Origin of the sequence: Burkholderia sp. F1 (genome assembly GCF_050813845.1) — a bacterium.
GTDB classification, from domain to species: Bacteria; Pseudomonadota; Gammaproteobacteria; order Burkholderiales; family Burkholderiaceae; genus Burkholderia; species Burkholderia ubonensis.
Map to the genome: position 1 here is coordinate 1,037,620 of NZ_CP172422.1, position 22,081 is coordinate 1,059,700.

General features: G+C 68.1%; 24 protein-coding genes and 1 pseudogene. 14 read left to right on the forward strand and 11 right to left on the reverse strand.

The annotated features are described in order from the left end of the window. Positions 1-42 precede the first annotated feature (42 nt). From ACFIMZ_RS23745 to ACFIMZ_RS23755, 3 genes are read right to left on the reverse strand one after another with little or no spacing between them, the layout of a single operon-like run. Positions 43-726, reverse strand: coding sequence for a Fe2+-dependent dioxygenase (locus ACFIMZ_RS23745; RefSeq protein WP_431824742.1), 684 nt, complete (start codon positions 724-726; stop codon positions 43-45). Then, positions 723-1,478, reverse strand: coding sequence for a tetratricopeptide repeat protein (locus tag ACFIMZ_RS23750; RefSeq protein WP_431824743.1), 756 nt, complete (start codon positions 1,476-1,478; stop codon positions 723-725). The genes ACFIMZ_RS23745 and ACFIMZ_RS23750 overlap by 4 nt, the downstream gene beginning before the upstream one ends. A gap of 3 nt (positions 1,479-1,481) precedes the next feature. Continuing rightward, positions 1,482-3,719 carry a TonB-dependent receptor gene (locus tag ACFIMZ_RS23755; protein WP_431824744.1) on the reverse strand — a complete coding sequence of 746 codons (2,238 nt, stop codon included), beginning with the start codon at positions 3,717-3,719 and terminating at the stop codon, positions 1,482-1,484. Positions 3,720-4,026: 307 nt separating this feature from the next. Here ACFIMZ_RS23755 and ACFIMZ_RS23760 point away from each other — a divergent pair, with 307 nt between their 5' ends. After that, complete coding sequence (locus ACFIMZ_RS23760; RefSeq protein ID WP_431824745.1) at positions 4,027-4,266, forward strand: FitA-like ribbon-helix-helix domain-containing protein; 240 nt, start codon at positions 4,027-4,029, stop codon at positions 4,264-4,266. Continuing rightward, positions 4,263-4,676 (forward strand): annotated as a pseudogene (locus ACFIMZ_RS23765) (type II toxin-antitoxin system VapC family toxin); the annotation flags it as partial. The gene ACFIMZ_RS23760 and the pseudogene ACFIMZ_RS23765, both read left to right, overlap by 4 nt. A 127-nt stretch (positions 4,677-4,803) precedes the next feature. Here the strand turns inward: ACFIMZ_RS23765 and ACFIMZ_RS23770 are convergent. Both ACFIMZ_RS23770 and ACFIMZ_RS23775 read right to left on the reverse strand, forming a co-directional pair. Beyond that, complete coding sequence (locus ACFIMZ_RS23770) at positions 4,804-5,121, reverse strand: hypothetical protein (RefSeq protein WP_431824746.1); 318 nt, start codon at positions 5,119-5,121, stop codon at positions 4,804-4,806. Between the two features lie 177 nt (positions 5,122-5,298). Beyond that, positions 5,299-6,594 carry an aspartate carbamoyltransferase gene (locus ACFIMZ_RS23775; RefSeq protein ID WP_431824747.1) on the reverse strand — a complete coding sequence of 432 codons (1,296 nt, stop codon included), beginning with the start codon at positions 6,592-6,594 and terminating at the stop codon, positions 5,299-5,301. 231 nt (positions 6,595-6,825) lie between these two features. Between ACFIMZ_RS23775 and ACFIMZ_RS23780 the strand changes: the two genes are divergently transcribed. Further along, a complete protein-coding gene (locus ACFIMZ_RS23780) occupies positions 6,826-6,960 on the forward strand; it encodes an entericidin A/B family lipoprotein (protein ID WP_029226154.1) in 135 nt (44 codons plus the stop codon). A gap of 102 nt (positions 6,961-7,062) precedes the next feature. On the opposite strand, the gene ACFIMZ_RS23785 is transcribed toward ACFIMZ_RS23780, so the two are convergent. The 3 genes from ACFIMZ_RS23785 to ACFIMZ_RS23795 form a co-directional block, all read right to left on the reverse strand. Continuing rightward, positions 7,063-7,635 carry a permease gene (locus ACFIMZ_RS23785; RefSeq protein WP_431824748.1) on the reverse strand — a complete coding sequence of 191 codons (573 nt, stop codon included), beginning with the start codon at positions 7,633-7,635 and terminating at the stop codon, positions 7,063-7,065. Between the two features lie 189 nt (positions 7,636-7,824). Then, positions 7,825-8,748 (reverse strand): DMT family transporter, encoded by a 924-nt coding sequence (locus ACFIMZ_RS23790; protein ID WP_431824749.1) that lies wholly within the window; start codon positions 8,746-8,748, stop codon positions 7,825-7,827. An 86-nt stretch (positions 8,749-8,834) separates the two neighbouring features. Beyond that, positions 8,835-9,635, reverse strand: coding sequence for an AraC family ligand binding domain-containing protein (locus tag ACFIMZ_RS23795; RefSeq protein WP_431824750.1), 801 nt, complete (start codon positions 9,633-9,635; stop codon positions 8,835-8,837). Between the two features lie 169 nt (positions 9,636-9,804). On the opposite strand from ACFIMZ_RS23795, the gene ACFIMZ_RS23800 reads away from it, so the two are divergent. Both ACFIMZ_RS23800 and ACFIMZ_RS23805 read left to right on the forward strand, forming a co-directional pair. Further along, positions 9,805-10,638, forward strand: a complete 834-nt coding sequence (locus ACFIMZ_RS23800; protein WP_431824751.1) for a MoaF C-terminal domain-containing protein — start codon at positions 9,805-9,807, stop codon at positions 10,636-10,638. Further along, positions 10,635-11,438, forward strand: a complete 804-nt coding sequence (locus ACFIMZ_RS23805; protein ID WP_431824752.1) for an SDR family oxidoreductase — start codon at positions 10,635-10,637, stop codon at positions 11,436-11,438. The genes ACFIMZ_RS23800 and ACFIMZ_RS23805 overlap by 4 nt, the downstream gene beginning before the upstream one ends. Before the next feature lie 20 nt (positions 11,439-11,458). On the opposite strand, the gene ACFIMZ_RS23810 is transcribed toward ACFIMZ_RS23805, so the two are convergent. Next, complete coding sequence (locus ACFIMZ_RS23810; RefSeq protein WP_431824753.1) at positions 11,459-12,133, reverse strand: dihydrodipicolinate reductase; 675 nt, start codon at positions 12,131-12,133, stop codon at positions 11,459-11,461. 218 nt (positions 12,134-12,351) lie between these two features. Here ACFIMZ_RS23810 and ACFIMZ_RS23815 point away from each other — a divergent pair, with 218 nt between their 5' ends. After that, on the forward strand, positions 12,352-13,065 hold the full coding sequence (locus ACFIMZ_RS23815) for an SDR family NAD(P)-dependent oxidoreductase (RefSeq protein WP_431824754.1): 714 nt from the start codon (positions 12,352-12,354) through the stop codon (positions 13,063-13,065). A 55-nt stretch (positions 13,066-13,120) separates the two neighbouring features. Here the strand turns inward: ACFIMZ_RS23815 and ACFIMZ_RS23820 are convergent, their stop codons facing one another. Continuing rightward, complete coding sequence (locus tag ACFIMZ_RS23820; RefSeq protein WP_431824755.1) at positions 13,121-13,300, reverse strand: hypothetical protein; 180 nt, start codon at positions 13,298-13,300, stop codon at positions 13,121-13,123. A 156-nt stretch (positions 13,301-13,456) separates the two neighbouring features. On the opposite strand from ACFIMZ_RS23820, the gene ACFIMZ_RS23825 reads away from it, so the two are divergent. The 6 genes from ACFIMZ_RS23825 (at position 13,457) to ACFIMZ_RS23850 (ending at position 19,144) form a co-directional block, all read left to right on the forward strand. Beyond that, a complete protein-coding gene (locus tag ACFIMZ_RS23825; protein ID WP_431824756.1) occupies positions 13,457-14,434 on the forward strand; it encodes a hypothetical protein in 978 nt (325 codons plus the stop codon). Between the two features lie 120 nt (positions 14,435-14,554). Continuing rightward, positions 14,555-15,256 carry a two-component system response regulator CreB gene (gene creB, locus ACFIMZ_RS23830; RefSeq protein WP_431824757.1) on the forward strand — a complete coding sequence of 234 codons (702 nt, stop codon included), beginning with the start codon at positions 14,555-14,557 and terminating at the stop codon, positions 15,254-15,256. 16 nt (positions 15,257-15,272) lie between these two features. Continuing rightward, a complete protein-coding gene (gene creC / locus ACFIMZ_RS23835) occupies positions 15,273-16,727 on the forward strand; it encodes a two-component system sensor histidine kinase CreC (protein WP_431824758.1) in 1,455 nt (484 codons plus the stop codon). Positions 16,728-16,838: 111 nt separating this feature from the next. Next, positions 16,839-18,230: a cell envelope integrity protein CreD gene (creD, locus tag ACFIMZ_RS23840; RefSeq protein WP_431824759.1), complete on the forward strand. Its 1,392-nt coding sequence runs from the start codon at positions 16,839-16,841 to the stop codon at positions 18,228-18,230. A 207-nt stretch (positions 18,231-18,437) separates the two neighbouring features. Beyond that, the gene (locus tag ACFIMZ_RS23845; RefSeq protein ID WP_431824760.1) at positions 18,438-18,875 is read left to right on the forward strand and encodes a hypothetical protein; all 438 of its coding nucleotides are present in this window, start codon (positions 18,438-18,440) and stop codon (positions 18,873-18,875) included. 71 nt (positions 18,876-18,946) lie between these two features. Next, a complete protein-coding gene (locus ACFIMZ_RS23850; RefSeq protein WP_232442680.1) occupies positions 18,947-19,144 on the forward strand; it encodes an oxidoreductase-like domain-containing protein in 198 nt (65 codons plus the stop codon). A gap of 9 nt (positions 19,145-19,153) precedes the next feature. Here ACFIMZ_RS23850 and ACFIMZ_RS23855 read toward each other — a convergent pair whose 3' ends face one another. Continuing rightward, on the reverse strand, positions 19,154-20,614 hold the full coding sequence (locus ACFIMZ_RS23855) for an MFS transporter (protein WP_431824761.1): 1,461 nt from the start codon (positions 20,612-20,614) through the stop codon (positions 19,154-19,156). A gap of 116 nt (positions 20,615-20,730) precedes the next feature. Here ACFIMZ_RS23855 and ACFIMZ_RS23860 point away from each other — a divergent pair, with 116 nt between their 5' ends. After that, positions 20,731-21,603 (forward strand): LysR family transcriptional regulator, encoded by an 873-nt coding sequence (locus ACFIMZ_RS23860; RefSeq protein ID WP_431824762.1) that lies wholly within the window; start codon positions 20,731-20,733, stop codon positions 21,601-21,603. Between the two features lie 50 nt (positions 21,604-21,653). Next, on the forward strand, positions 21,654-21,974 hold the full coding sequence (locus tag ACFIMZ_RS23865) for a DUF7660 family protein (RefSeq protein ID WP_431824763.1): 321 nt from the start codon (positions 21,654-21,656) through the stop codon (positions 21,972-21,974). Positions 21,975-22,081: the final 107 nt, after the last annotated feature.

Sequence of the window (22,081 nt, forward strand, 5' to 3'; positions counted from 1 at the left end):
ACACGAAATTCCGGACACCTCCTGCGCGTCCCGCATCGACAGTCACGCATCCGCCCACCGCCGCAACAGGTTGTGATAGATCCCGGTGAGCGCGATCACGCCCGCGTCCTGCGCGCCTTTCTCCGCCGACAGCGTCTGGATCTGCGTATCGAGCTGAAACAGCAGCGTCCGATCCGCGTCATCGCGCACCATGCTCTGGATCCAGAAGAACGACGCCACCCGCGCGCCGCGCGTGACCGGCGTCACCTGATGCAGGCTCGACGCCGGATACAGCACGAGATCGCCGGCCGGCAGCTTCGCGCGATGCACGCCGAACGTGTCTTCGACGCACAGCTCGCCGCCGTCATACGCATCGGGCTCTTCGAGAAACAGCGTTGCCGACAGGTCGCTGCGCACCCGGAAGTCGGTGCCGCGCAGCAGGCGGATCGCGTTGTCGACGTGCGTGCCGAACGCTTCGCCGCCCTCGTAGCGGTTGAACAGCGGCGGAAACACCTTGAGCGGCAGCGCCGCCGAAAAGAACAGCGGGTTGCGCGCCAGCGCATCCTGGATCGCGTCGCCCACCGCGCGCGCCGCGGGCGAGCCTTCGGGCAGCTGTCGATTGCGTTTCGCGAGCGCGGACTGCGCGCCCGACGTCGCGTTGCCGTCGGCCCATTCGGCCCGGTCGAGCGCGTCGCGGCATTGCGCGACCTGCGCCTTGGTCAGCACCCCGGGAACATGCAGCATCATGATGCGAACTCCTGATCGTCCGGCTGCAGCCGCGCGGCTGCCTGCCGGAACGCGTCGAACGGCGACGCGGCGAGATACGCGCGCACCTTCGCGACGAACGCCGGCGTCGCGGTGGCCGGCACGCGCGCGAGCCACGCGAGCGCGTCGTCGATGCGGCCGCGCTCGGCGAGCAGCCGTGCATAGTTGAACTGGCCGCGGAAATCGCCGGCAACGGCGGCGCGGCGGTAGTGGTCGAACGCGAGGTCGGCGTCGGCGGCCACGACCCAGCCGTCCTCGTAGAACCCGCCGATCAGGTTGATCGATTTCGCATGACCGAGCGCGGCCGCGCGCCGGAACCAGTCGAGCGCGTCGGCGCGGTTCTCGTCGACGCCGTTGCCGAGCGCGAGCGCGGTCGCGTAGTTGTACATGCCCCAGTCGAGCCCCGCCTGCGCGGCGAGCCGGTACCAGTACACGGCGACCGGCGCGCACGCGGCGGTGCCCCAGCCGAACTCGTAGCAGCGGCCGAGCATGTTCATCGCCATCGGATGATTCGCGTGCGCGGCATGCCGGAACCACGTGAGCGCGGCGGCGGGATCGCGCGGCACGCCGTGGCCGTCGAGCAGGTACTGCCCGTAGACGGCCTGCGCATCGACGATGCCGTGGCCGGCCGCCGCCGCGACCCACGCGGCGGCGCGTTCGGCCGGCCCGGCCAGGATTTCGGCGAACTCGCGCGGCGACACCGACGCGAGCGCCTTCAGCGACACGGCCTCCATCGATCAGTAGCGCGCGTTCAGCGTGACGAACGCCGAGCGGCCCGGTGCGATCGACGCGTAGTGCGCCGGATACGCCTGATCGAAGTACGTGCGGTTGAACAGGTTGTTCACGTTCAGCTGCAGGTCGATCTTCTTGGTGATCCGGTACTGTGCCATCGCGTCGAAGCGCCAGTACGACGGCACCGCGCGCTGGTTCGCCGGGTCGCCGAACACTTCGGACATGTAGAACGCCCCGCCGCCGACGGTGAACTTCGGGGTCACGTCGTAGTTGGTCCACATCGTGAAGCTGTGCTTCGGCGTGTTCGGGAACCGGTTGCCGTTGTTCGCCGTGTCCTTGCCGTTGTCGCGCAGCTCGCTCTTCATGTACGTGTAGCCGCCGAACACCTGCCACTGCTTCGTGAGCTGGCCCGCGACGCCGAGCTCGAGGCCCTGCACGCGCTTGTTGCCGACCATCGCGTACTGGTTGTTCGGCAGCGTCACGCGCGCATTCGTCGTATCGATCTGGAACAGCGCGGCGGTGAGCGCGAGCTTGTCGTTCAGCACGTTCCACTTGGTGCCGAGCTCGATGCTGCGGTTTTTCTCGGGGGCAAGCTGGTCGGCGTTCGAGCCGACGCCGCCGCGGCCCGGCGTCAGCGATTGCGTTTCGCTGCCTTCGCCGAGCATCATCCCGGCCGGCGTCGACGACGTCGCATACGACGCGTAGATGCTGCCGTTTTGCGCGGGCTTGAACACGAGGCCGGCTTGCCAGTTCACGAGCGTGTCGTCGCGCGTGGTGGTCTTGCCGCCGTTCGCGCGGGTGTCGGTGAAGCGCGTCGAGTAGTCGTCGATGCGCAGCCCGCCGTTCACCTGCCAGCGCGGCGTCAGCTCGATCGTATCGAAGCCGTAGATCGACTTCGTCACGGTGCGTGCATGCGCGTAGTCGTTGTTGCGCGTGATCGACCCGGCCCACGGGTCGTTGGGGTTCGGCGACCAGAGGCTCGTGCAGTTGTAGCCCGACGCCGCGCCGATGCCGTTCTGGCAGATCTTGCCGTTCGCGGCGGCGACGTTGTAGGTGTCGCGCTTGCCCCATTCGCGCGACAGCTCGATGCCGGTCGTGAAGCTGTGCTTGAACGGGCCGGTGCGGAATTCGCCGACCAGCTCGGTCTGGTTCGCGATGCTGTTGATCGAGCTGTCGCGGGTGTTCGCGCGCCGCCAGACCTTGCCGTTGACCACGTTGCCCTGGCTGTCGTCGGGCTGCGTCCAGATGTAGTCCTGCGTGGACTCCGTGTAGCGCGTGGTGTTGCGGATCGTCAGCGACGGCGTGATGTCGTGCTCGATCTTCAGCGTGCTGATGTCCGACGTCGTCTTGCGGAAATCGCGGTCGCGCAGGCCGTAGAAGTTGTGGCGGTCGACGTTCGCCGGGCCGTCGGTCACGCCCTTCGGAATGTTGAAGCCGTAGACGTACGGGATGCCGCCGTCCGGCAGGTCGTCGGTGGACAGGTGGTAGTAGCTCGCGACGACGCGGGTCGGCGTGCCGAGGCCGAACGCGATCGACGGCGCGACGCCCCAGCGCCCGTTGTTGACGGCATCGCGGCCCGCGACGTCGTTGTTGTGGCTCATCAGGTTCAGGCGGAACGCGGCATGATCGGCGAACTGCCAGTTGCCGTCGGCGGTGAAGCGGCGGTAGCGGTCGGTGCCCAAGCCCGCGCTTGCGGCCGCCGTCGTGCCGAGGTGCGGCGCCTTCGTGATCAGGTTAATGCTGCCGCCCGCGCCGCCGCGGCCGCCGAATGCGCCGTCCGAGCCCTTGGTGATCTCGACGCGCTCGGTGTTGAAGATCTCGCGGGTGGTCGCGCCCGTGTCGCGCATGCCGTCGGCGAACATGCTGCCCTGCGTGTCGTAGCCGCGGAGGAACGGCCGGTCGCCGAGCGGGTTGCCGCCTTCGCCCGCGCCGAACGTGATGCCGGGCACGGTGCGCAACGCCTCGGTCAGCGTGGCCGCGCCGCTGTTCCGGATCAGTTCCTGCGGGATCACGGTGACCGATTTCGGCGTGTCGACAAGCGGCGCGGTGAATTTCGCGGAAGCGGAGAAGTCGGCCTTGTAGCTTTGCTCGGCCTTGCCCTTGATCTCGATCGGCGCGAGATGGCCGTCGGAGCCGGCCGGGGCGGGGGGCGGCGCGCCATCGGCGAACGCGGGGCCTGCCGCGAGCATGCTGCACAGGGTGGTGAATTTTCCGAGCTTCAGCTCGTCAGGGCGGGACTTCATCAACACAACGACCTCGACAGGTGTGGCCCCGGAAGCGACCGATGCGCAAGCATGAATGCCGCCGGGAATTATTACGATTTGTTTTCAGGCGGCATTCTATGTAATTTTCTATTGAATGAGAAGCGTTCTTGTTTGAGTTTGTGTCGGAGTGTTGACAAGTGTTGCGGGGGTGGGTTAAAGGCGGCTGTCCGGATGGCTAGCTGGGAAGGGGTGGGCGGCGACGGTAGATTCGTCATGTCGTGACATCCTTCCGTTGACAGCAAGATGCTAGGATGACTGCATTGAAATCAATGTATGGGAATGCATCATGCCCGTGATAACCGTTCGGAATTTGCCTGACGAAGTCCATCGCGCACTTCGGATTCGCGCGGCGCAGCATGGACGCAGCACTGAAGCGGAGGTGCGTGACATCCTCGAGAAAGCGGTTCAGCCGGAAGGGCGTCTCAAACTGGGAACGTTGCTGGCGGAAATCGGGCGGGAAATCGGGGGCGTCGATCTCGACATTCAGCGCGACACAACCCCAACCGAGCCGATGAACTTCGAATGATTCTTGTCGATACCAACGTCATATCCGAGCCGCTCCGGCCTGCGCCGAATGCGTCAGTGCTGGAGTGGCTCGATGCGCAGAATGTCGAAACGCTGTTTCTGGCGGCGATCAGTCTGGCCGAGATGAGATTCGGCGTCGCGGCAATGCCTGAAGGCAAGCGGCGAGACTGGTTGCATCGAAGCATCGAACAAAGAGTGGTGCCGGCATTTCGGGGCCGGATCTTGCCGTTCGATACGGCTGCGAGCGAGGCCTATGCGAAGTTGCGCGCACGCGCGCGGTCGGCCGGCAGCGCGATCGGGCCGGCCGACGGCTATATTGCCGCGACCGCCGAAGCAAATGGATTGATCGTCGCGACGCGCGACATCGCGCCATTCGAAGCGGCCGGCCTGCGGGTGATCGATCCGTGGGCGGTCTGTCTAGTCGGGGGGGGCTGGGCGGAACGCGTGAGTCATCGGTGCGGATGGCGCAGTTCGGCGTCGGACCATCCGCATGCGCGCCAACGGGCTTGCGCCGGCGCTTCGCAACACCGGTGCGCTGCTACCTCACGCCCGGAAAGCTGTTGACGAACTCCACTTTCAGATCCGGATAGTGGTCGACGAACTGGACCTTGAAATCGGGGTGCGTGTCGACGATCTGCCATTTGCCGCAACTGGTCGGATAGTGGTCGACGCGCTCGACCTTGAGGTCGGGATAGCTGCGGACGGCCTGCACCTTCAGGTCGGGGGACGAGGCCACGACCTTGACCTTGCCTTGCAGGCGAATTCCTTTGTACGTGCAGCTCGAGTCGAGCTTGCCCGCGCTGGCCAGGCACGGGGCCAGCAGCAGCGCGAGCGTCATCGCGGTTTTGAGTTTCATTTGGACGGAATCGGAATGGGTGGAGCGGCGTGCGCCGCAAGCAATACGTAAGCTGCGCCGGGCATTTTGCCTGATGATTCGAATGGCTGCCGGCGATTTGGTCAAGCGCGTGCATCGCCGTGGCGCGGCGGCGTCCGTCCCTTGCGCCGCCGTGCCCGTCCGTGTCGCCCGTTCTGCTCAATCGATCCCGTGAAACACCGCATCCTCCGGCCCGAGGTACGCGGGCGGGCGCCACGTCGCGTCGCGCATCGAATGCTGGACGAGGTTCTCCACGCCGAGCAGCACCGCGAAGATCGCCATCCGCACCGGAATCCCGTTGTCCGTCTGCCGGAAGATCGCGAGCCGCGGGTCGCGGTTCAGGTCGACCGCCAGGTCGTTCGCGCCGGGCCGGCTGTCGCGCGGCAGCGGGTGCATGATCAGCGTGTCGGGCCCGCAGACGGCGTCGACGAGCGCCTGGTTGATCTGGAAGTCCGGCGTGTAGCCCTCGAACGATTCGTCGGTGAAGCGCTCCTTCTGGATCCGCGTCGCATAGACGACGTCCGCGCCCTTCAGCCCCGCCGCGAGATCGTGCGTCTGCTCGATCACGTGGCCGTTCTTCGAGATCTGGTCGACGATGTACGCGGGCATCTCGAGCGTCGGCGGCGACACGAGCGTGAACTTGAGCCCGCGGTACAGCGCGAGCAGCTTGACGAGCGAATGCACGGTGCGGCCGTACTTGAGGTCGCCGACGAGCGCGACGTGCGCGCCGTCGACGATCTTGCCGAGCCGCGAGAATTCGCGCTGGATCGTGTACAGGTCGAGCAGCGCCTGGCTCGGGTGCTCGCCGGGGCCGTCGCCGCCGTTGATCACCGGCAGGTTGGTCGCGCGCGCGAATTCGGCGACCGAGCCTTTTTCCGGATGGCGGATCACGAGCGCGTCGACGTAGCCGGACATCACGCGGCTCGTGTCGTAGATCGACTCACCCTTCGCCATCGACGAGAACGTGAAGCCGGTCGTGTCGCACACCGAGCCGCCGAGCCGGCAGAACGCCGCGCCGAACGACACGCGGGTGCGCGTGCTTGCCTCGAAGAACAGGTTGCCGAGCACCGCGCCCTCGAGCACGCGCGAAATCTTGCGGCGGCGCGCGATCGGCTGCATCACGTCGGCGACGCGGAACAGCGCCTCGACCGAATCCCGCGAGAACTGGTCGACCGACAGCAGCTGCGGCTTGCCCTCGAACAGGAGCTGCTTCGCCAGCCCGTGGTTATCTACGCTTTGCGTATGGTTGCCGCTTTCCGGCGCGGCGCGGCCGACGATCTCCGACACGAAGCGCTCGACGATCTCCGGCATCCCGCGCGACTCCTGCGAATCGTCGGGCAACAGCCACGTATCAAGCGCGCGGCGGCTGACGCCGATGCGGTTCGCGAACGCTTCGCGGGTCATGTTGAGGCGGCGCATCGCGTCGCGGAGGAAGGCTTGCTGGGGAACGGTCATCGGCGGCACCCTACGAGAAAATATACGCGGTGCGTATATTAGTTCGGCGCCGGCTGAAGTCAAGGAAAACTTGCGCGAGGCTGTGCGAAGCTCGGGGCGGGGCCCGCTGGCGTGCGTCGGCGGGCCTCGTATAATCAGGTCAGGCCCCGCGTCCCGCGCGCCGCAGGACGCCGCGCCTTACACGATTCACGCTTCGCCCGCTCGGGCTTTTCGACTCGAAGGAGATTGAGAATGACGCGTACGATTGCTGCAATGCTGCTGGTGGTGACCGCCGCGCTCGCCGGTTGCAACACGATTGCCGGTGTGGGTCAGGATATTTCGAAGGGCGGGCAGGCGATCAGCGACACCGCGGAAAAGGCGAAGTAAGCCGCGAACCGCGTCGAGAAATGACGAGCGCCGTGCCGCTCCCGCGATGGCGGGGCGGCACGGCGCTTTTTGCTTGCGTCGGGGCGGGCGGGGGCGACGGCCTCAGGCGTGCTCGACGAACGCGTAGCGGTTGTCCACCTTGCGCGGCCGGAACCACACGTAATCGGGAAACAGCCGGTTGCGGACGGAACAGACGTAGGCCACGAGCGCGATCGAGATCGCCAGGCCGACCAGCGAAGGGCCGGGGGTGGTGGCCAGGCGCCCGATCTGCTTGGGTATCTGCACGATCAGCAGCGCGATGTACGCGTGATAGGCGCCGACCCGGTGCGTCGCGAATCCCCAGATGAACAGCAGGGAGATCGGCACCGTGATCGCGAGGAACAGCCCGATCGCCGCCCAGTCGCTCGCGGTCACCGCGCCGATCGTGGCGGCATCGGTCGCGAGCGTGACGGCAACCCACAGGCTGTACAGCAGTTGCAGGATGCCGAGCCCGACCAGGATGCGGACATGCAGCGTGTTGCGCCGGCAGCGTTCCGGGTCCGGGCGGGACGCGATCAGGCTCGCCAGCACGCGATCCTTGACCCCTTGTCCGGAGAGGGCGGCAAACACGTTGCTCTTCGTCGAGCCCGCCGACAGCATGGCCGCGATTTTCGTCCTGGCTTCTTTCCTGTTCATGGTTTCCGTTTTGTTTTTCGATGTGCGCGGAGACGCGAATATTGCATCTGGCGCGATGGCGCGCAACGGTTTTTGCGCCGGGCGGACACATTCCTGCAGGGCATGCGTGGGCGTGTCATGCCGCTTGGCGAGCGGCATGCGGACGAACAGGGATGCCGGTGCTTCATGCGATTGGGTGCGCGACGCGGCTCACGCGGATGACCGGATCGAGCGCCGCGTGCGCGCCGTCGTCGCCCGCCGCCGCATCGCGCCGACCAGCACGCCCGCGACGACCAGCGCGATGCCGGCAAGCCGCGCGGCGTTCAGCGTCTCGCCGAACAGCGTCACGGCGAACAGCACCGCCGATACCGGCGCGAAGGCGGTGAACAGCGCCGCTTCGGTGCCGCTCGTGCGTGCCGAGCCCGCGTACCAGCACAGGTAGCCGAGCACGGTCGGCACCAGCGCGTAGTAGACGACCGCCGCGATCGCGCCCGAGGTCCAGCCGGTCGTGGCCGCATGCCATTCGAATGCCGCCGGCACGAGCGCGAGCGCGAAGCCGAGCCCGGACATCGCCGTCGACAGCGTCAGCGGCGCGAGCGGAACCGCGAGCCGCCGGTTGAGCAGGATGAACACGGCTTCGCAGGCGACGGCCGCCAGCACCAGCGCGTCGCCGGCCAGCGCCCGCATCGACGGCGCCGCGTGGCCGGGCGTGAACGTGACGAGCAGCACGCCGGACGTTGCGAGCGCGGCGGCCGCCCAGTCGCGCGGCGTCTGCCGCTCGCGGAGCAGGACGGCCGCGATCAGCGTCGACATCGCCGGCAGCGTGCCGAGCATCACGCCCGCGTCGAGCGGCGACGACAGCCGCGTGCCGCAGATCAGCAGCACCGTGTAGCCGACGCCGCCCGCCGCCGCCTGCACCACGAGCAGCCCCACGTCGCGCCGCGACAGGCGCGGCCAGCGCAAGCGTTGCGCGCGCATCAACGCGAGCAGCAGCGGCGTCGCGATCAGGAAGCGCAGCGCGGTCGCGGTGAACGGCGGCAATCCGCCGGCGGCGAGGCGGCTCGCGATGACGGTGCTGCCGACGCCCGTCATCGCGGCGGCGAGATAGAGATAGCCGATCAGTCGTGTCTTCATGCGCCGCATCGTCGCGTGACGGGGCGGCGCGCGTCTTGAACGAAATTGCAGCGTGCCGGCGCGCGGCTCGCCACGCACCGCATCGCCTATCGCATCGCCTGCGCGAACTGTCCGGGCGTGATCCCGAACTGGCGCGCAAACGCGCGCGTCAGGTGGCTCTGGTCGGCGAATCCCGCTTCGGCCGCGGCGTCGGCGATCGGGTGGCCGCGCGCGAGCAGCGCACGGGCGAGGCGCGCACGCGACTGGATCAGGTATGCGTGCGGCGTAATGCCGAGTTCGCGCGCGAAGCCGCGCAGCAGCTGGAAGCGGCTGACGCCGCTCAAGCCCGCCAGTTCCGCGAGCGAGACCGGCGCGGCGGGCGCCGCATCGAGCCGTTCCCGCGCGGCGCGGATCGCGGGCGTGGCGCCGGGTGCGGGCGGCACGCGGTTCGCGTGCCGCGCGAGCAGCCCGGCGACGAGCATCACGAGCGCTTCGTCGCAGGCGAGCGACGCGCCGTCTTCGTCGCCGACGATGCGCGCGTAGAGCCGGCTCACGGCGGCGGCCAGCCGCGCGTCGCGCACCGCCGGATGCGTGAGTTCCACTTCGCCGAGCCCTTCCTCGGCCGCGGCTTGCGCGACGAGCGCGGGCGCGAGGTACAGCATCCGCCAGGTTCGGCGTGCGTCGCTGCCGAGCGGCGCGCCATCGTGCATCTCGCCCGGGTTGACCATGATCGCGTCGCCGGCCTGCGCGTCGACCTGCCCGCGGCCGCTCCACGACCGGTGCGCGCCGCTGACGATCACGCCGACGCCGAATTCGTCGTGCGCGTGACGCGGGAACGCGCGGTCGGAATCGAGGCTGATTGCCTCGACGCCTTCACAGGTGCGGCGGTAATGCGTGACACGATGCATTTGTGCTCCTCGCGCGCCGGCCCGGCGCGGATCAGACGCACTTTAGCGCGTTCGGGCGGCGCGCGCAGTTCATCCGTTTGGCCGATACCGCACGCCGCGCACTGCAAGCACCATGTCGGACGAGCAGCGTACACGGCCCGCCGGGCCTGAAGCTGCACGGGAGACGGCAGTGGAACGACAGGATCCGGTATTCATCCAGGTGGGCGCGCTCGCGGACGGCTTCGCGCCGGACGCGAACATTCTTGCACCCGCCGGCGCGCTCGCGGGACAGTCCCTCGCGCTCGGCGACGCATCCGGCGCATCGCGCGTCTATACGTTCGGGCCGCGCACGCTGCAGTGGCGCGACGCGGCAACCGGCGAGGAGGGCCATGAGCCGTGCCGCGTGACGCAGCTGCGCAGCGGGCTGGTCTTCGTCGACTATGTCGAGTCGGCCGCGCGCGCGACGTCGGTGAGCCTCGTGATCGACACGGACCGCGGCGTGTGGACGTCGGTGACCGGCACGCTGCCGACCGAGGCGGATACGCGCATCGACGCCTTCACGCGCGTCGCGCACGGATTGCCGCTGACCGGTGTCGATGTCGCATTCCGGCACGGCACGATCGGCGGCCATGCGCAGCCCGGGCCGCCGCATGCGGCGACCCGCGAGCTGGTCGGCAAGCGGACGATGTATCGCTACAGTCCGACCGAATGCTACGAGCACATCTACCTGAACGAGCACTTCTATGCGTGGCAATGCCTGGAAGGCGTCGAGCGCGGGCTGGCCGACGTGGACCGCTGCCACTATTTCAAGCTCGCGGACGCGCTGTACCTGTTCGTGTGGCGCGAGAAGGTGGTGCCGACGCTCGGTGTCGTGCTGATCGACCTCGCGCAGTGCAAGACGGACGGCAAGATCTTCGGCTATCAGGGGGGTGATTTCAGGTCGCTGTCGAATTTCCCGGTCGGTGCGCATGCGCGCGTGCTGAACGAAACCGTGCATCCGCGCGACGGCGAGGCCGGGCAATGAACGCCGCGCTCGGCAGCGGCCGGCTGAACGCGGATTTCGCCGGACGGGTCGTGCTGGTCACGGGCGCCGCGCAGGGCATCGGCGCGGCGATCGCGCGGCGCTTCGCGCAGGCCGGCGCGGCCGTGGCGCTGGCCGACCTGAAAGAGGAGGCCGCCGCCGCGCAGGCGGCGGCGATCGCCGAGGCGGGCGGAACGGCGCGCGCGTATCGCGTCGACGCGGCGAGCCGCGACGAACTGATCGCGCTCGTCGCGGCGGTCGAGCGGGACGGCGGGCGGCTCGACGTCGTCATCCACAACGCCGCGTACTTTCCGCTGATGCCGTTCGCAGGGATAGACGAAGCGCTGCTCGAGCGGACGCTGTCCGTCAACCTGTCCGCGCTGTTCTGGCTCGCGCAGGCGGCGCTGCCGGCGTTCGTCCGCGCGGGGGCGGGGCGGCTGCTCGTCACGTCGTCGGTCACGGGGCCGCGCGTCGCGTATCCGGGGCTCGCGCATTACGCGGCGTCGAAGGCGGGCGTGAACGGCTTCATCCGGGCGGCGGCGCTGGAACTCGCGCGCAGCAACGTGACGGTCAACGGCGTCGAGCCGGGGATGATCCGGACGCCGGCGGCGGACAATCTCGGCGGCGCGTCGGTCGCCGCGCAGATCGCGCGCGACATTCCGCTCGCGAGAATGGGCGAGCCGGAGGATGTCGCGCATGCGATGCTGTTTCTTGCGTCGGCGGATGCGTCGTATGTCACCGGGCAGACGATCGTCGTCGACGGCGGCGCGACGTTGCCGGAGAGCGGGGCGGTCCTCGCGTGACGGTCGCGGACGAGGCGCGGCTACAGCCAGCCGTTGCGCACGAACTCCATCACCGGATAGCGGCGCTTTTCGAGCGCATGGCGGCCCACCGCCTCGACGATGCGCGACACGCCGTCCGCATAGGGCGATGCGCCGTAGACGCGCGATTCGAACTGCAGGCTGCAGGCGCCGTCTTCGATGCGGATCCGGTGATACGCGTGGCGGCCGAGTTCGTCGTCGGGGATGTGCAGCTCGCGGCGCTGCACGTCGGGGTCCCGCACCGAGCGGATGTCCTGCGGCTGCAGGCCGAGCGATTTGCCGATGCCGACCGCGGTGCCGGGCACGGACGTCTTCGTTGCCTGGTGCGATTCGACGAGGCTGATATCGCAGTTGTGAAACAGATGGCCGCTCGTTTCCAGCATGCTCATGAACTTGAGCATCAGGATATTCGTGTTCGGACACAGCACGATCGGGAAATCGTGAGACCCGGTTTCGAGATCGGAGCCCGTGGAAAGCTCGACGAGCGGCGAACCCGTTGCGCGGCAGAAGGCGATCACGGCGGGGAGTTCCCGGCCGGACCCCGCGTGCACGACGATCGACGCGACGTCCGCCCGCGCGCTGTCCGACCACGATACAACCTGAAACGGGGTGCCCAGGTTGTGCGAGCGGAGCAGCTCGGTTGCGAGCTTGCCTGAACCAACGACGACTACTTGCATGTGATTGACTGGAGGAGATTCGATGAAACGAGCCGGACGTTTCGCGCACCGTTGCCTTCACGGATGAAACGGGTCGATGCGCAAGCGGCCCGATTTGCCCGGTGCATTATGCCCGGACATCGGCGGGCGCGCCGGCCGGCGGCGCGCCCGCATGCCAGAATGACCGGGGGCGGCGCGCGTATCGTGCACCGCAATCAACCAACCAGGAGGTGGAATCGATGGAAACCGGCATCAACGAATCGGTGGTGGCGATCACGGGCGGCTTCGGTCATCTCGGCCTCGCAACGGCGGCGTGGCTGGGCGCGCGAGGCGCGCGCATCGCGCTGATCGGGCGGGGCGCGGCGCCGGCCGCGGAAACGCTGCCGGCGGGGCTCGTCGGCGCGCGCTGCTTCGGCGGCGTCGACCTGGTCGACGCGCAGGCCGCCGTGCAGGCGCTCGATGCCGTGCAGCGCGAGTTCGGCCGGCTCGATGCGCTGCTCAACATCGCGGGCGCGTTCGCGTGGGAAACGGTGGCCGACGGCGACGTCGCCACCTGGGACCGGATGTATGCGCTCAACGTGAAGACGGCGCTGAACGCGTCGAAGGCGGCGCTGCCGCATCTGCTGCAGCGTCCGTCAGGCCGGATCGTCAACATCGGCGCGGGCGCGGCGCTCAAGGCCGGGCCCGGGATGGGCGCGTATGCGGCCGCGAAGTCCGGCGTTGCGCGGCTGACCGAAGCGCTCGCGGCGGAGCTGCGCGACACGGGCGTGACGGTCAACGCGATCGCGCCGAGCATTATCGACACGCCGCCGAACCGCGCGGACATGCCCGATGCGGACTTCACGCGCTGGGTCCAGCCGCGCGAGATCGCGGCGACGATCGGGTTCCTGTTGTCGGCGGATGCGCAGGCGATCCGCGGCGCGTGGATTCCGGTGACCGGCCGGGTCGAGTAGGCCGGTTCGAATCTGCAGAGCGCGCTGGCGTGCGTTGACTGCCCGTCATCGCGCATCATGACGGCCGCAGCATCAAGACGATCAGCACGCGGAAGCACAACGCGATGAGGAAACCGGGGATTTGCAGCGACGCGGGGCTGTATCGGTACATGCCCGGCAAACGGCCGGCGTGACGCGCAAATGGATCGACGACGAACGATGGAGGATGCAGTGCGATGGTGACGCTGGCAATCAAAGGCCGCCGCTTGCGGAACGGACAATCGAGTGACGCTCGCCCGGAGCCGGTCTGCCTGCACGCCGGGATTCCGACGGAGATTCGGTCGCACCGGTGGCGATTCGGCATGACGGGTTGGCTTCATATGCGTCGAGCATCCCGCGCCTGGGGAGCACGATGATGCGCACGGCATCGGACCTGTTCCGTTGGATCCCCGGCAATGGCTGCTCCGCCGACGCTTTGGCCAGGCTGAGGCGCGCGTTCCCGTGCCCGCCGAAGCCGATGGGCGAAGCTTGGTTCATGGGAGCGGACCGCAGGATGTTTGTCGAGCTCCAGCGCGATCTTCAAACGCTCGATGTCACCGAACTCGAGAGGCCGCTCGAGGAAATCGCCGTCGGCACGGGATCGTTCGGTCACAACGAGGAATGGGCGCAGTGGTGCCACTACCTGCTGGCCCAATTGACGCCGCGCGGCCACGAGAGAGGCGCAAGCGCGCTTGTGGAGCTGTTGGTGACGGGATTCATCTCGCAATATCCCGATGGAATATCCAGCGAGCCGTATCGAGGGTTTCGTCACGATGTGCTCGATACGCTGGGCCGATGCCTGATGGATTCCGTGTGCTGGCCGTCCGGGACGCTCGACATCGGCATGTGCCTCGACAAGCGCTACCACCCGCCAACCGGCATGTGGCGCTGGTTCGATGCCGGCGGAAAGCTGTCGTGCTTGATGTTCTTCTGCCTCAAGTACCTCGACGTGGCAGCCATCCGCCCGTGGCTGACATCGGCGCTGAGCATTGACGATCCCCACTGGCGCGCGCAAATCATGGTCTGGTTCGTCGGCGCGGACGACCTGCTGTCCGGTCGTATCCGGCACCCGTCCGAGTTACCGGAATCCGGCTATCCGCGGATCGATTGGAACGGGTCTCGCTACTTGTTCGGTTCGGACGGCAGCAGCGTCGCCACGAACGCGTTCATTCATGCGGCGAATCGGGCAGCGGCGGTGGACACGGTTCGCTCGTTCATGACTGAAGCCACGTTCCTCGCGTGGCTCCAGTCCATCTGCGTGCACGACGAACTGGAGGCCGAGCTGGCCGACCTTCCATTCCAGTTCCATGCGCTTTATGGGGCAGGCCGCGATGGCGCGGCGTCGGAATGACACGTATCCGTCATCCTGCTCGTCGAGCGCAGGAATAGCGAAGGTCCGTGATCGGGAAAGCCGACTGCCGGCCGTGGGTAAAATACCCCGCTGGATTGTGCGAGCGGACCTCCGAAAACAATGAATCAACCCAATATCCTGGTGGTCGAAGACGAAATGGCCATCGCGGACACGATCGTCTACGCGCTCGGCACGGACGGCATGCAGACCGTGCACTGCACGCTCGGACATGCCGCGCTGGAGCGCCTGCGCGAAGCGCGCTTCGATCTCGTCGTGCTCGATGTCGGGCTGCCCGACATCAGCGGCTTCGAAGTCTGCCGGACGCTGCGCACGTTCACGGACGTGCCGGTGATCTTCCTCACTGCAAGGCACGACGAGATCGACCGGATCGTCGGGCTGGAAATCGGCGCGGACGACTACGTGGTCAAGCCGTTTTCCCCGCGCGAACTGGCCGCGCGCGTGCGGGTCATCCTGCGCCGGCTCAACCGGCCGGCCGTGCAGCCGCGCGCGCAGGGGCCGGGCGCGCCGGACGTGGCGCCGGACTTCGAGCTGGATGCGGACGGCGCTCGGCTCGCGTGGCTCGGCCAGACGCTGAACCTGACGCGCTACGAATTCGGCTTGCTGGCGCTGCTCGTCCGGCATCCCGGGCGCATCTATTCGCGCGACCAGTTGATGGACCTCGTGTGGCGCGACGCGATCGACACGACCGACCGCACGGTCGACACCCATATCAAGACGCTGCGCGCGAAGCTGCGCGCGATCGATCCGGCGCGCGACCCCATCCGCACCCATCGCGGGATGGGCTATTCGCTGCAACCGTAACGCGGGCCATTGACTCATGCACATCGGACTGCGGATCTTTTTCGGCTTCTTCCTGATCGTCGGCCTCGCCGCGCTGATCACGCTGCGGGTGTTCGTCCAGGAAGTCAAACCCGGCGTCCGGGAGGCGATGGAGGACACGCTGGTCGACACGGCCCAGGTGCTCGCCACGCTCGCCGCCGACGACATGGCCAGCGGACACATCGGCGACGGCGCCTTTGCCCGGCAGCTCGAAAAGCTGCACGCGAGCCCGGTCCGCGCGGATGTCTGGGGCATGCGCAAGGACACGATCAGCTATCGCATCTACGTCACCGACGCGCACGGGATCGTGCGCTACGACTCCGCGGGCGAGGCGCTCGGCAAGGACTATTCGCGCTGGAACGACGTCTACCGGACGCTGCGCGGCGAGTACGGCGCGCGCAGCACGCGTGCGGACCCGAAGGACGAAAGCAGCACCGTGATGCACGTCGCCGCGCCGATCCGCAACGGCAACGCGATCATCGGCGTGCTGACCATCGCGAAGCCGAACCAGGCCGTCGCGCCGTTCATCGCGCGCAGCCAGCGCAAGATCATGCTGTACGGGGCACTGCTGATGGGCGGCGCGATCCTGATCGGCGTCGCGTGCACGTGGTGGCTGGTGCTCGGCCTGCGCCGGCTGCAGCGCTATGCGCGCACGATCGCGGCGGGCGAGCGCGCGGTCATGCCGCTGCAGGGCGCCAACGAGCTCGCGGAGCTCGGGCGCGCGGTGGAGAGCATGCACCGGCGCCTCGAGGACCGGCAGTACGTCGAGAACTACATCCACACGCTCACGCACGAGATGAAGAGCCCGCTCGCCGCCATCAGCGGCGCGGCCGAGCTGCTGCAGGAGGAGATGCCCGTCGCGAACCGCTGGCGCTTCACGGACAACATCCGTCACCAGGCCGGCCGCCTCGAGCACATGATCCGCAAGCTGCTGGCGCTGGCCGAGGTCGAGCAGAAGCAGCGCCTGTCGGTGCACGAAACGGTCGCGCTGACGCCGCTGCTCGAACAGCTGCTGGAAGATGCCGAGCCGCGCGCGCGCCAGCGCGGGGTGACGCTGCAACTGGAGCGGCCGTCGGCGAGGGGGGACGTCGCGGTCGTGACAGGCGATGCGTTCCTGCTGCGCCAGGCGCTCGGCAACCTGCTGGAGAACGCGCTGGATTTCGCGCCGCGCGGCAGCGTCGTCAAGGTCGCGGTGGAGCGGCAGGCGGCGGGCAGGGCGTACGTCATCGCGATCCGCGTGACGGATGACGGCCCGGGCATTCCCGACTACGCGATGGCGCGGGTGTTCGAGCGGTTCTACTCGCTGCCGCGACCGGACGGCCGCGACCGCAGCACGGGCCTCGGCCTGTGCTTCGTGCGCGAGGTCGCGATGCTGCACCACGGCAGCATCGCGCTCGCCAACCGTGCGGAGGGCGGCGCCTGCGCGACGCTGACGCTGCCGTCGGCGGGTTGAGCCCCGGAGCCCGCTTCACGTTCGCCACACATTCGCTTCACATCCGCTTCGGCGGCGCTTCACCCGGCACGATCATGCTTACCGGACTGTTCCACTCCGGTATCCGCTCACATGAATCGAGTCCTGTTGTTCAAGTCCCTGATCACGGCGTGCCTCGTGCTGCTCATCCTGATTCCGCTGCATCTGGTGAGCAACATCGTGCAGGAGCGCGCGTCGTACCGCGAAGACGCGTTGAGAAGCATCTGGTCCAGCTATGCCGGGCCGCAGACCATGACCGGGCCGATCCTGGTCGTGCCGTACACGGAAGTCACCCGCGTCCGGACCGAGGCGGCGCCCGGCCAGCCGGCGAGCGAGCGCCTGCAGACCCAAGCGAAACGCCTGCTGGTGTTCCCGAAGACCCTGAGCGTCAAGGGTGGCCTTGCGACCAGCGTCCGCTATCGCGGCATTCACAAGGCGCTGGTGTACGACCTGCAGAGCCGCTGGGAGGGCACGCTCGCGTTGCCGGACCTGAAGCAGCTGCAGCAGTCGGCCGGCCACGTGAGCTTCGCGATCGGCAATCCGTACCTCGCATTCGGCATCAGCGACATTCGCGGCCTGATGGCGCAGCCGGTGCTGGTTTTCGGCGGCAAGCGGCTGTCGATGGAGCAGGGCGCGCAACTCGCGAGCCTGCGTCAGGGCGTGCATGCGGACGTCGACCTCGGCGCGTTCGCCGCGGCGTCCTCCGGAAACGTCGTGCCGTTCAGCATCGAGCTGCCGCTGCTCGGCGCGCAGTCGGTCGCGTTCGCGCCGATCGCCGACCAGAACGACTTCTCGCTGAAATCCGCGTGGCCGCACCCGAGTTTTGACGGCGCGTTCCTGCCGCGCACCCGCACCGTCGATGCCGGCGGCTTCGTGAGCGCATGGAGCCTGACGTCCTTCAACACGAAGGTGCGCGAGCAGATTGCGGCCGACAACGAGGGCGATGCGTTCGAAGCCGCATCGGTCTCGCTGATCGAGCCGGTCAACGTCTATCTCGAAGCCGAGCGCGCGACGAAGTACGGGGCGCTGTTCGTGATGCTCACCTTCGCGAGCTTCTTCATGTTCGAGCTCGTGAAGCGGCTGCGCATTCACCCGATCCAGTACCTGCTGGTGGGCCTGTCGCTCGCGCTGTTCTTCCTGCTGCTGCTGAGCCTGTCCGAGCACATCGCGTTCGGCTACGCGTATCTCGCGGCAAGCGGCGCGTGCATCGGCCTGCTCGGCTTCTACCTGTCGTTCGTGCTGCACAGCGCGAAGCGCGGGGCCGCGTTCACGGGGCTGCTGGCGATGCTGTATGCGGCGCTCTACGGGCTGCTGCTGTCGGAAGACAATGCGCTGATGCTCGGTTCGCTGCTGCTGTTCGCGATCCTCGCCGGCATCATGACGCTCACCCGGCGCATCGACTGGTATTCGGTCGGCGCGGCGTGGCAGCCGCTGGCCGACAAGCCGGATACGGGCGCGGCGAAGCCGGACGCGCCGGCGCAGTGATCGTGCGCAATTGAGGGAAGCGGCCGGCCGGGATCGTCCCGGCCGGCGCGCGTCAGCGAGGGCACCCGGAGAAACGGGCGCGCGGGATTCCGGCGCTCGCCGCGATCTCGATCATCAGGCCGTCGACAGCGCTGCCCGATTCGCCGACAATCGCACCGTTATGGATGAATGCGCGACGACGCAGCGTCGTGGCGACAACGACAACACATGGACGATATCCGGATCATCAGGGATCTCTCGGAGCTCGACAGCACCGCGTACTTCGAGCTCATAGGCGGGCCGTATGCGCAGAAGAACTGGAATGCCGGCTCGCTGTTCTTCGAAGAGGAAGTCTTCGGCCTGCTCGAGCCGGCGATCGAGCGACAGATACCCGACTACGACCATTTCGCGTTCACCGGAATCGGCATGACCTACTGGCTGTTGATCGTCGCCGAACTGAACGACACGCGCCGGATGCTCGGCGACGCCGCGCAGCGAACCGCGGCGCTCGATCGGCTCGGTTTCGTCTTCCGCGGTTCGCGGCAAGCGTTCGTCGATCATCTGGACGCCTGCTGCGACGCGCTTGCGAACGTCATTGCCGAGATCGACGCATGGACGCGCGACATCAGCATGCGACACGACAGGGTGACGATACTCGGGATCTGACCTCACGGCGTTGCAGGCAGGTCGCGCGGCATCCACTTATACTGGGCGTTCCCCGTCACTCGATCCGCGCCGTGCCCAAGCCCGCCTCTCCGGAACCGTCTGCCGACGATCCGCGTCCGACCCCGCCTCAGCAACCGGAACTCGAAGACTGCTGCAACAGCGGCTGCTCGCCGTGCATCTTCGACCTGTACGAGGACGCGATGGAGCGCTATCGCGTCGAGCTGGCCGAATGGGAAGCGCGACAGGCGAAACGCAAGCGGCGCCGGTGAGCCGCCGGCTCACGCGGTCGCGTGCAGCCGCCGATGCAGCGGCCCGAGCGCGGTCGACAGCGCGATGCACACGAGCAGCACGGCCGTCAGCGCGAACATCGACGTCCTGAACCCCTGCACGTAGTCGAGCGCGGCCGGATGTGCGCCGAGCCGCGCGAAGAACGCGCCGCCGAGCGTCGCGGCGCCTACCGCCGCGCCGATCTGCATCGCCGCGTTGACCATGCCGGACGCGACTCCCGCGCGTGCCGGCTCCACTTCGGCCAGCACGATCCGCACGACGGACGGCAGCACGAGACCCTGGCCGATGCCCATCGCCGCGAGTCCCAGGTAGAACGCGAGCCCCGGCGCACGGGTGCCCGCCAGCGCGGCAGCCGTGGCGAGACCGATCGCCAGCGCCGCAAAGCCGAGCGTCAGCACGCGATGGCCGCCGAGCCGGTGGACGAGGCGCGGCATCAGCAGCGGGCTCGCCAGGAAGCCGAGCCCGAACGGCAGGATCGCGAGCCCGGACACGAGCGGCGACCATTGCAGGCAGCCTTGCAGATAGATCCCGTAGCTCAGGAAGAACGCGCTCATCGCGTAGAACAGGAACGCGAGCGCGAGCCCCAGCGCGACGACCGGGTTGCGGAACAGGCGCACGTCCAGCAGCGGATCGTGCCCGCCGGCGAGCCTGCGCCCCTCGACCTTGAGCAGCACGCCGAGCATCGGCAGCGCGCCGGCGAGGCAGGCCGTCATCCACAGCGGCCAGCCCGCCTCGTGGCCGCGTGTCAGCGGATAGATGAGCATCAGCAGGAACAGCGACAGCAGGATCGTGCCGGGCACATCAACGCGCTGGCCGCGCGGCGGCCGGCTCTCGGGAATGAAGCGCCGGCTGCCGACGAGCGCCAGCACGCCGATCGGCAGATTCACCAGGAAGATCGTGCGCCAGCCGAGCCCGAACGGATGCAGGCTGATCAGCGCGCCGCCGCCGATCTGGCCGATCACGGCCGCGAGGCCGAACACGAAACCGTAGAAGCCCATCACGCGCACCTGCTGGTGCGGCGTGAACGTGCTGCGGATCGTCGCCAGCACCTGCGGCGAGAGGATCGCGGCGAACAGGCCCTGCAGCGCGCGTCCGGCGACGAGCACCGGACCGTTGCCGGCCAGCCCGCACAGCGTCGACGCGACCACGAAGCCCGCCATCCCCAGCATGAAGAGGCGCTTGCGTCCGTACAGGTCGCCGAGGCGGCCGCCGCTGATCTGGAACACGGCGTTCGTGCACGCGTAGGCCGATATGACGAGCTGGAGTTCGGCGGGCTGTGCGCCGATGCCGTCGCGGATCGCGGGCAGCGCCAGGTTCACGATGAAGTAGTCGAGCGGCGGCAGGAGCGCGCCGACCAGCAGGACCACGAGCGCCCAACCGTGATGGCTGCGCGGGGTGGCCGTGGCCGCGTCCGTTGCCGCGGCGCATGGTGCGAGGGTGGTGTCCGTCATGAATGGGCGTCGCTGAATCGAGCAGTGGAGCCGACATTCTGGCGGCGGGGAGATGGTCCGGAAAAGCGGGAAAGAGTGGTAGCATCCATCGGGTTATTCGATGGATGGGCGGCGACATGCGCGGATTCGATCTGGACCAGTTGCGGACGTTTGCGGCGGTGGCGGACGCAGGCAGCCTGACGGCGGCGGCGCCACTGCTGCATCTGTCGCAGTCGACGGTCAGCGAGCAGGTACGCAAGCTCGAGGTGCGCGCGGGCGTGCCGCTGTTCGTCCGCAGCAAGCGCGGCGTCGTGCCGACGCCCGCGGGCATGCGATTGCTGGGGCATGCGCGCCGCATCGTCGCGCTCAACGAGGCCGCGTTCGACGAGCTGCGCGGGCACGCGATCAAGGGCGAATTGCGGGTCGCGATCACCGATTATTTCCGCACGAACGAGGTGGCCGGCATGCTGGCGCGGCTGCGCGAATGCTATCCGCAGCTGAGCCTGCACGTCAGCGCGATGAAGAGCGCCGACATCGAGTTCGCGCATGCGAAGGGGCAGATCGATCTGGGCGTGGTGATGAACCTGTCGAGCGGGCCGTTCCGGCCGGCTTCCGTCGATATGCGCTGGGTGTTGCGGCGCGAGCCGCTGTCGTGGGTCGCGGCGCCGGCGCTGGCCGAGCAGTTGCCCGCTCCGCTTCCGCTCGTGCTGCTGCCGGACCACTGCATGATGCATCAGATCGCGGTCCGCTTGCTCGACGAGCAGCGCATGCCCTATGTGCTCGTGCACAGCGCATCGGGCGTCGCGGGCTTGCAGTCGATGCTCGCGGCGGGGCTCGGCGTCGGCTGCCTGTGCGCGTCGGCGATCGGGGAAGGGCTCGTGCGGCTCGGCGCGAAGCATCATTTGCCGGCGTTGCCCGATGCGGTGTTCTCGCTGACGCCGCCGCTGCCTGGCGAACGGGAAGCGGTGACGCAGGAGCGGGAGGTGCTGGCGAGGCAGTTGCTGGTGTGACGCGCGGCATCGCGCGGATGATTTCGGCATGAGGCAAGGCGGGATGACGGATGGATGACGACCTGAAACGGAGCATGGCGGACACGTTGCGGGCCGCGCTGGAGCGCGTGGTCGACGAGCGGTCGTTCGTCGATTTCCTGAGTGCGCTTGGCCGCGACTGGAAAGCGGAACGCGAGATCGCGGGCAGGACGCCGGCGTTTGCGCATGACCGGGGCGCGCTGGGATGGGAAAACGACTCGATCGGGACGTTCCTGGAAGCGGCTGTCGACTGGGCTGATGCGTCGACGGATGGGCTTCGCTTCTATCAGGTCCCCGACAATCCGTGGCGGAGGGTGGCGGACATTCTCTTCGCCGGGAAATTCTACGAGTAGCGCGCTGCGCGCAGGCGGCCATATCAGGGCCACAGGCTCGGTGGTGTGCCGCCGCGACGGTTCGCGACAGTCACCGGAACCGTATCGCAAGCTTTACGGTGACGGCA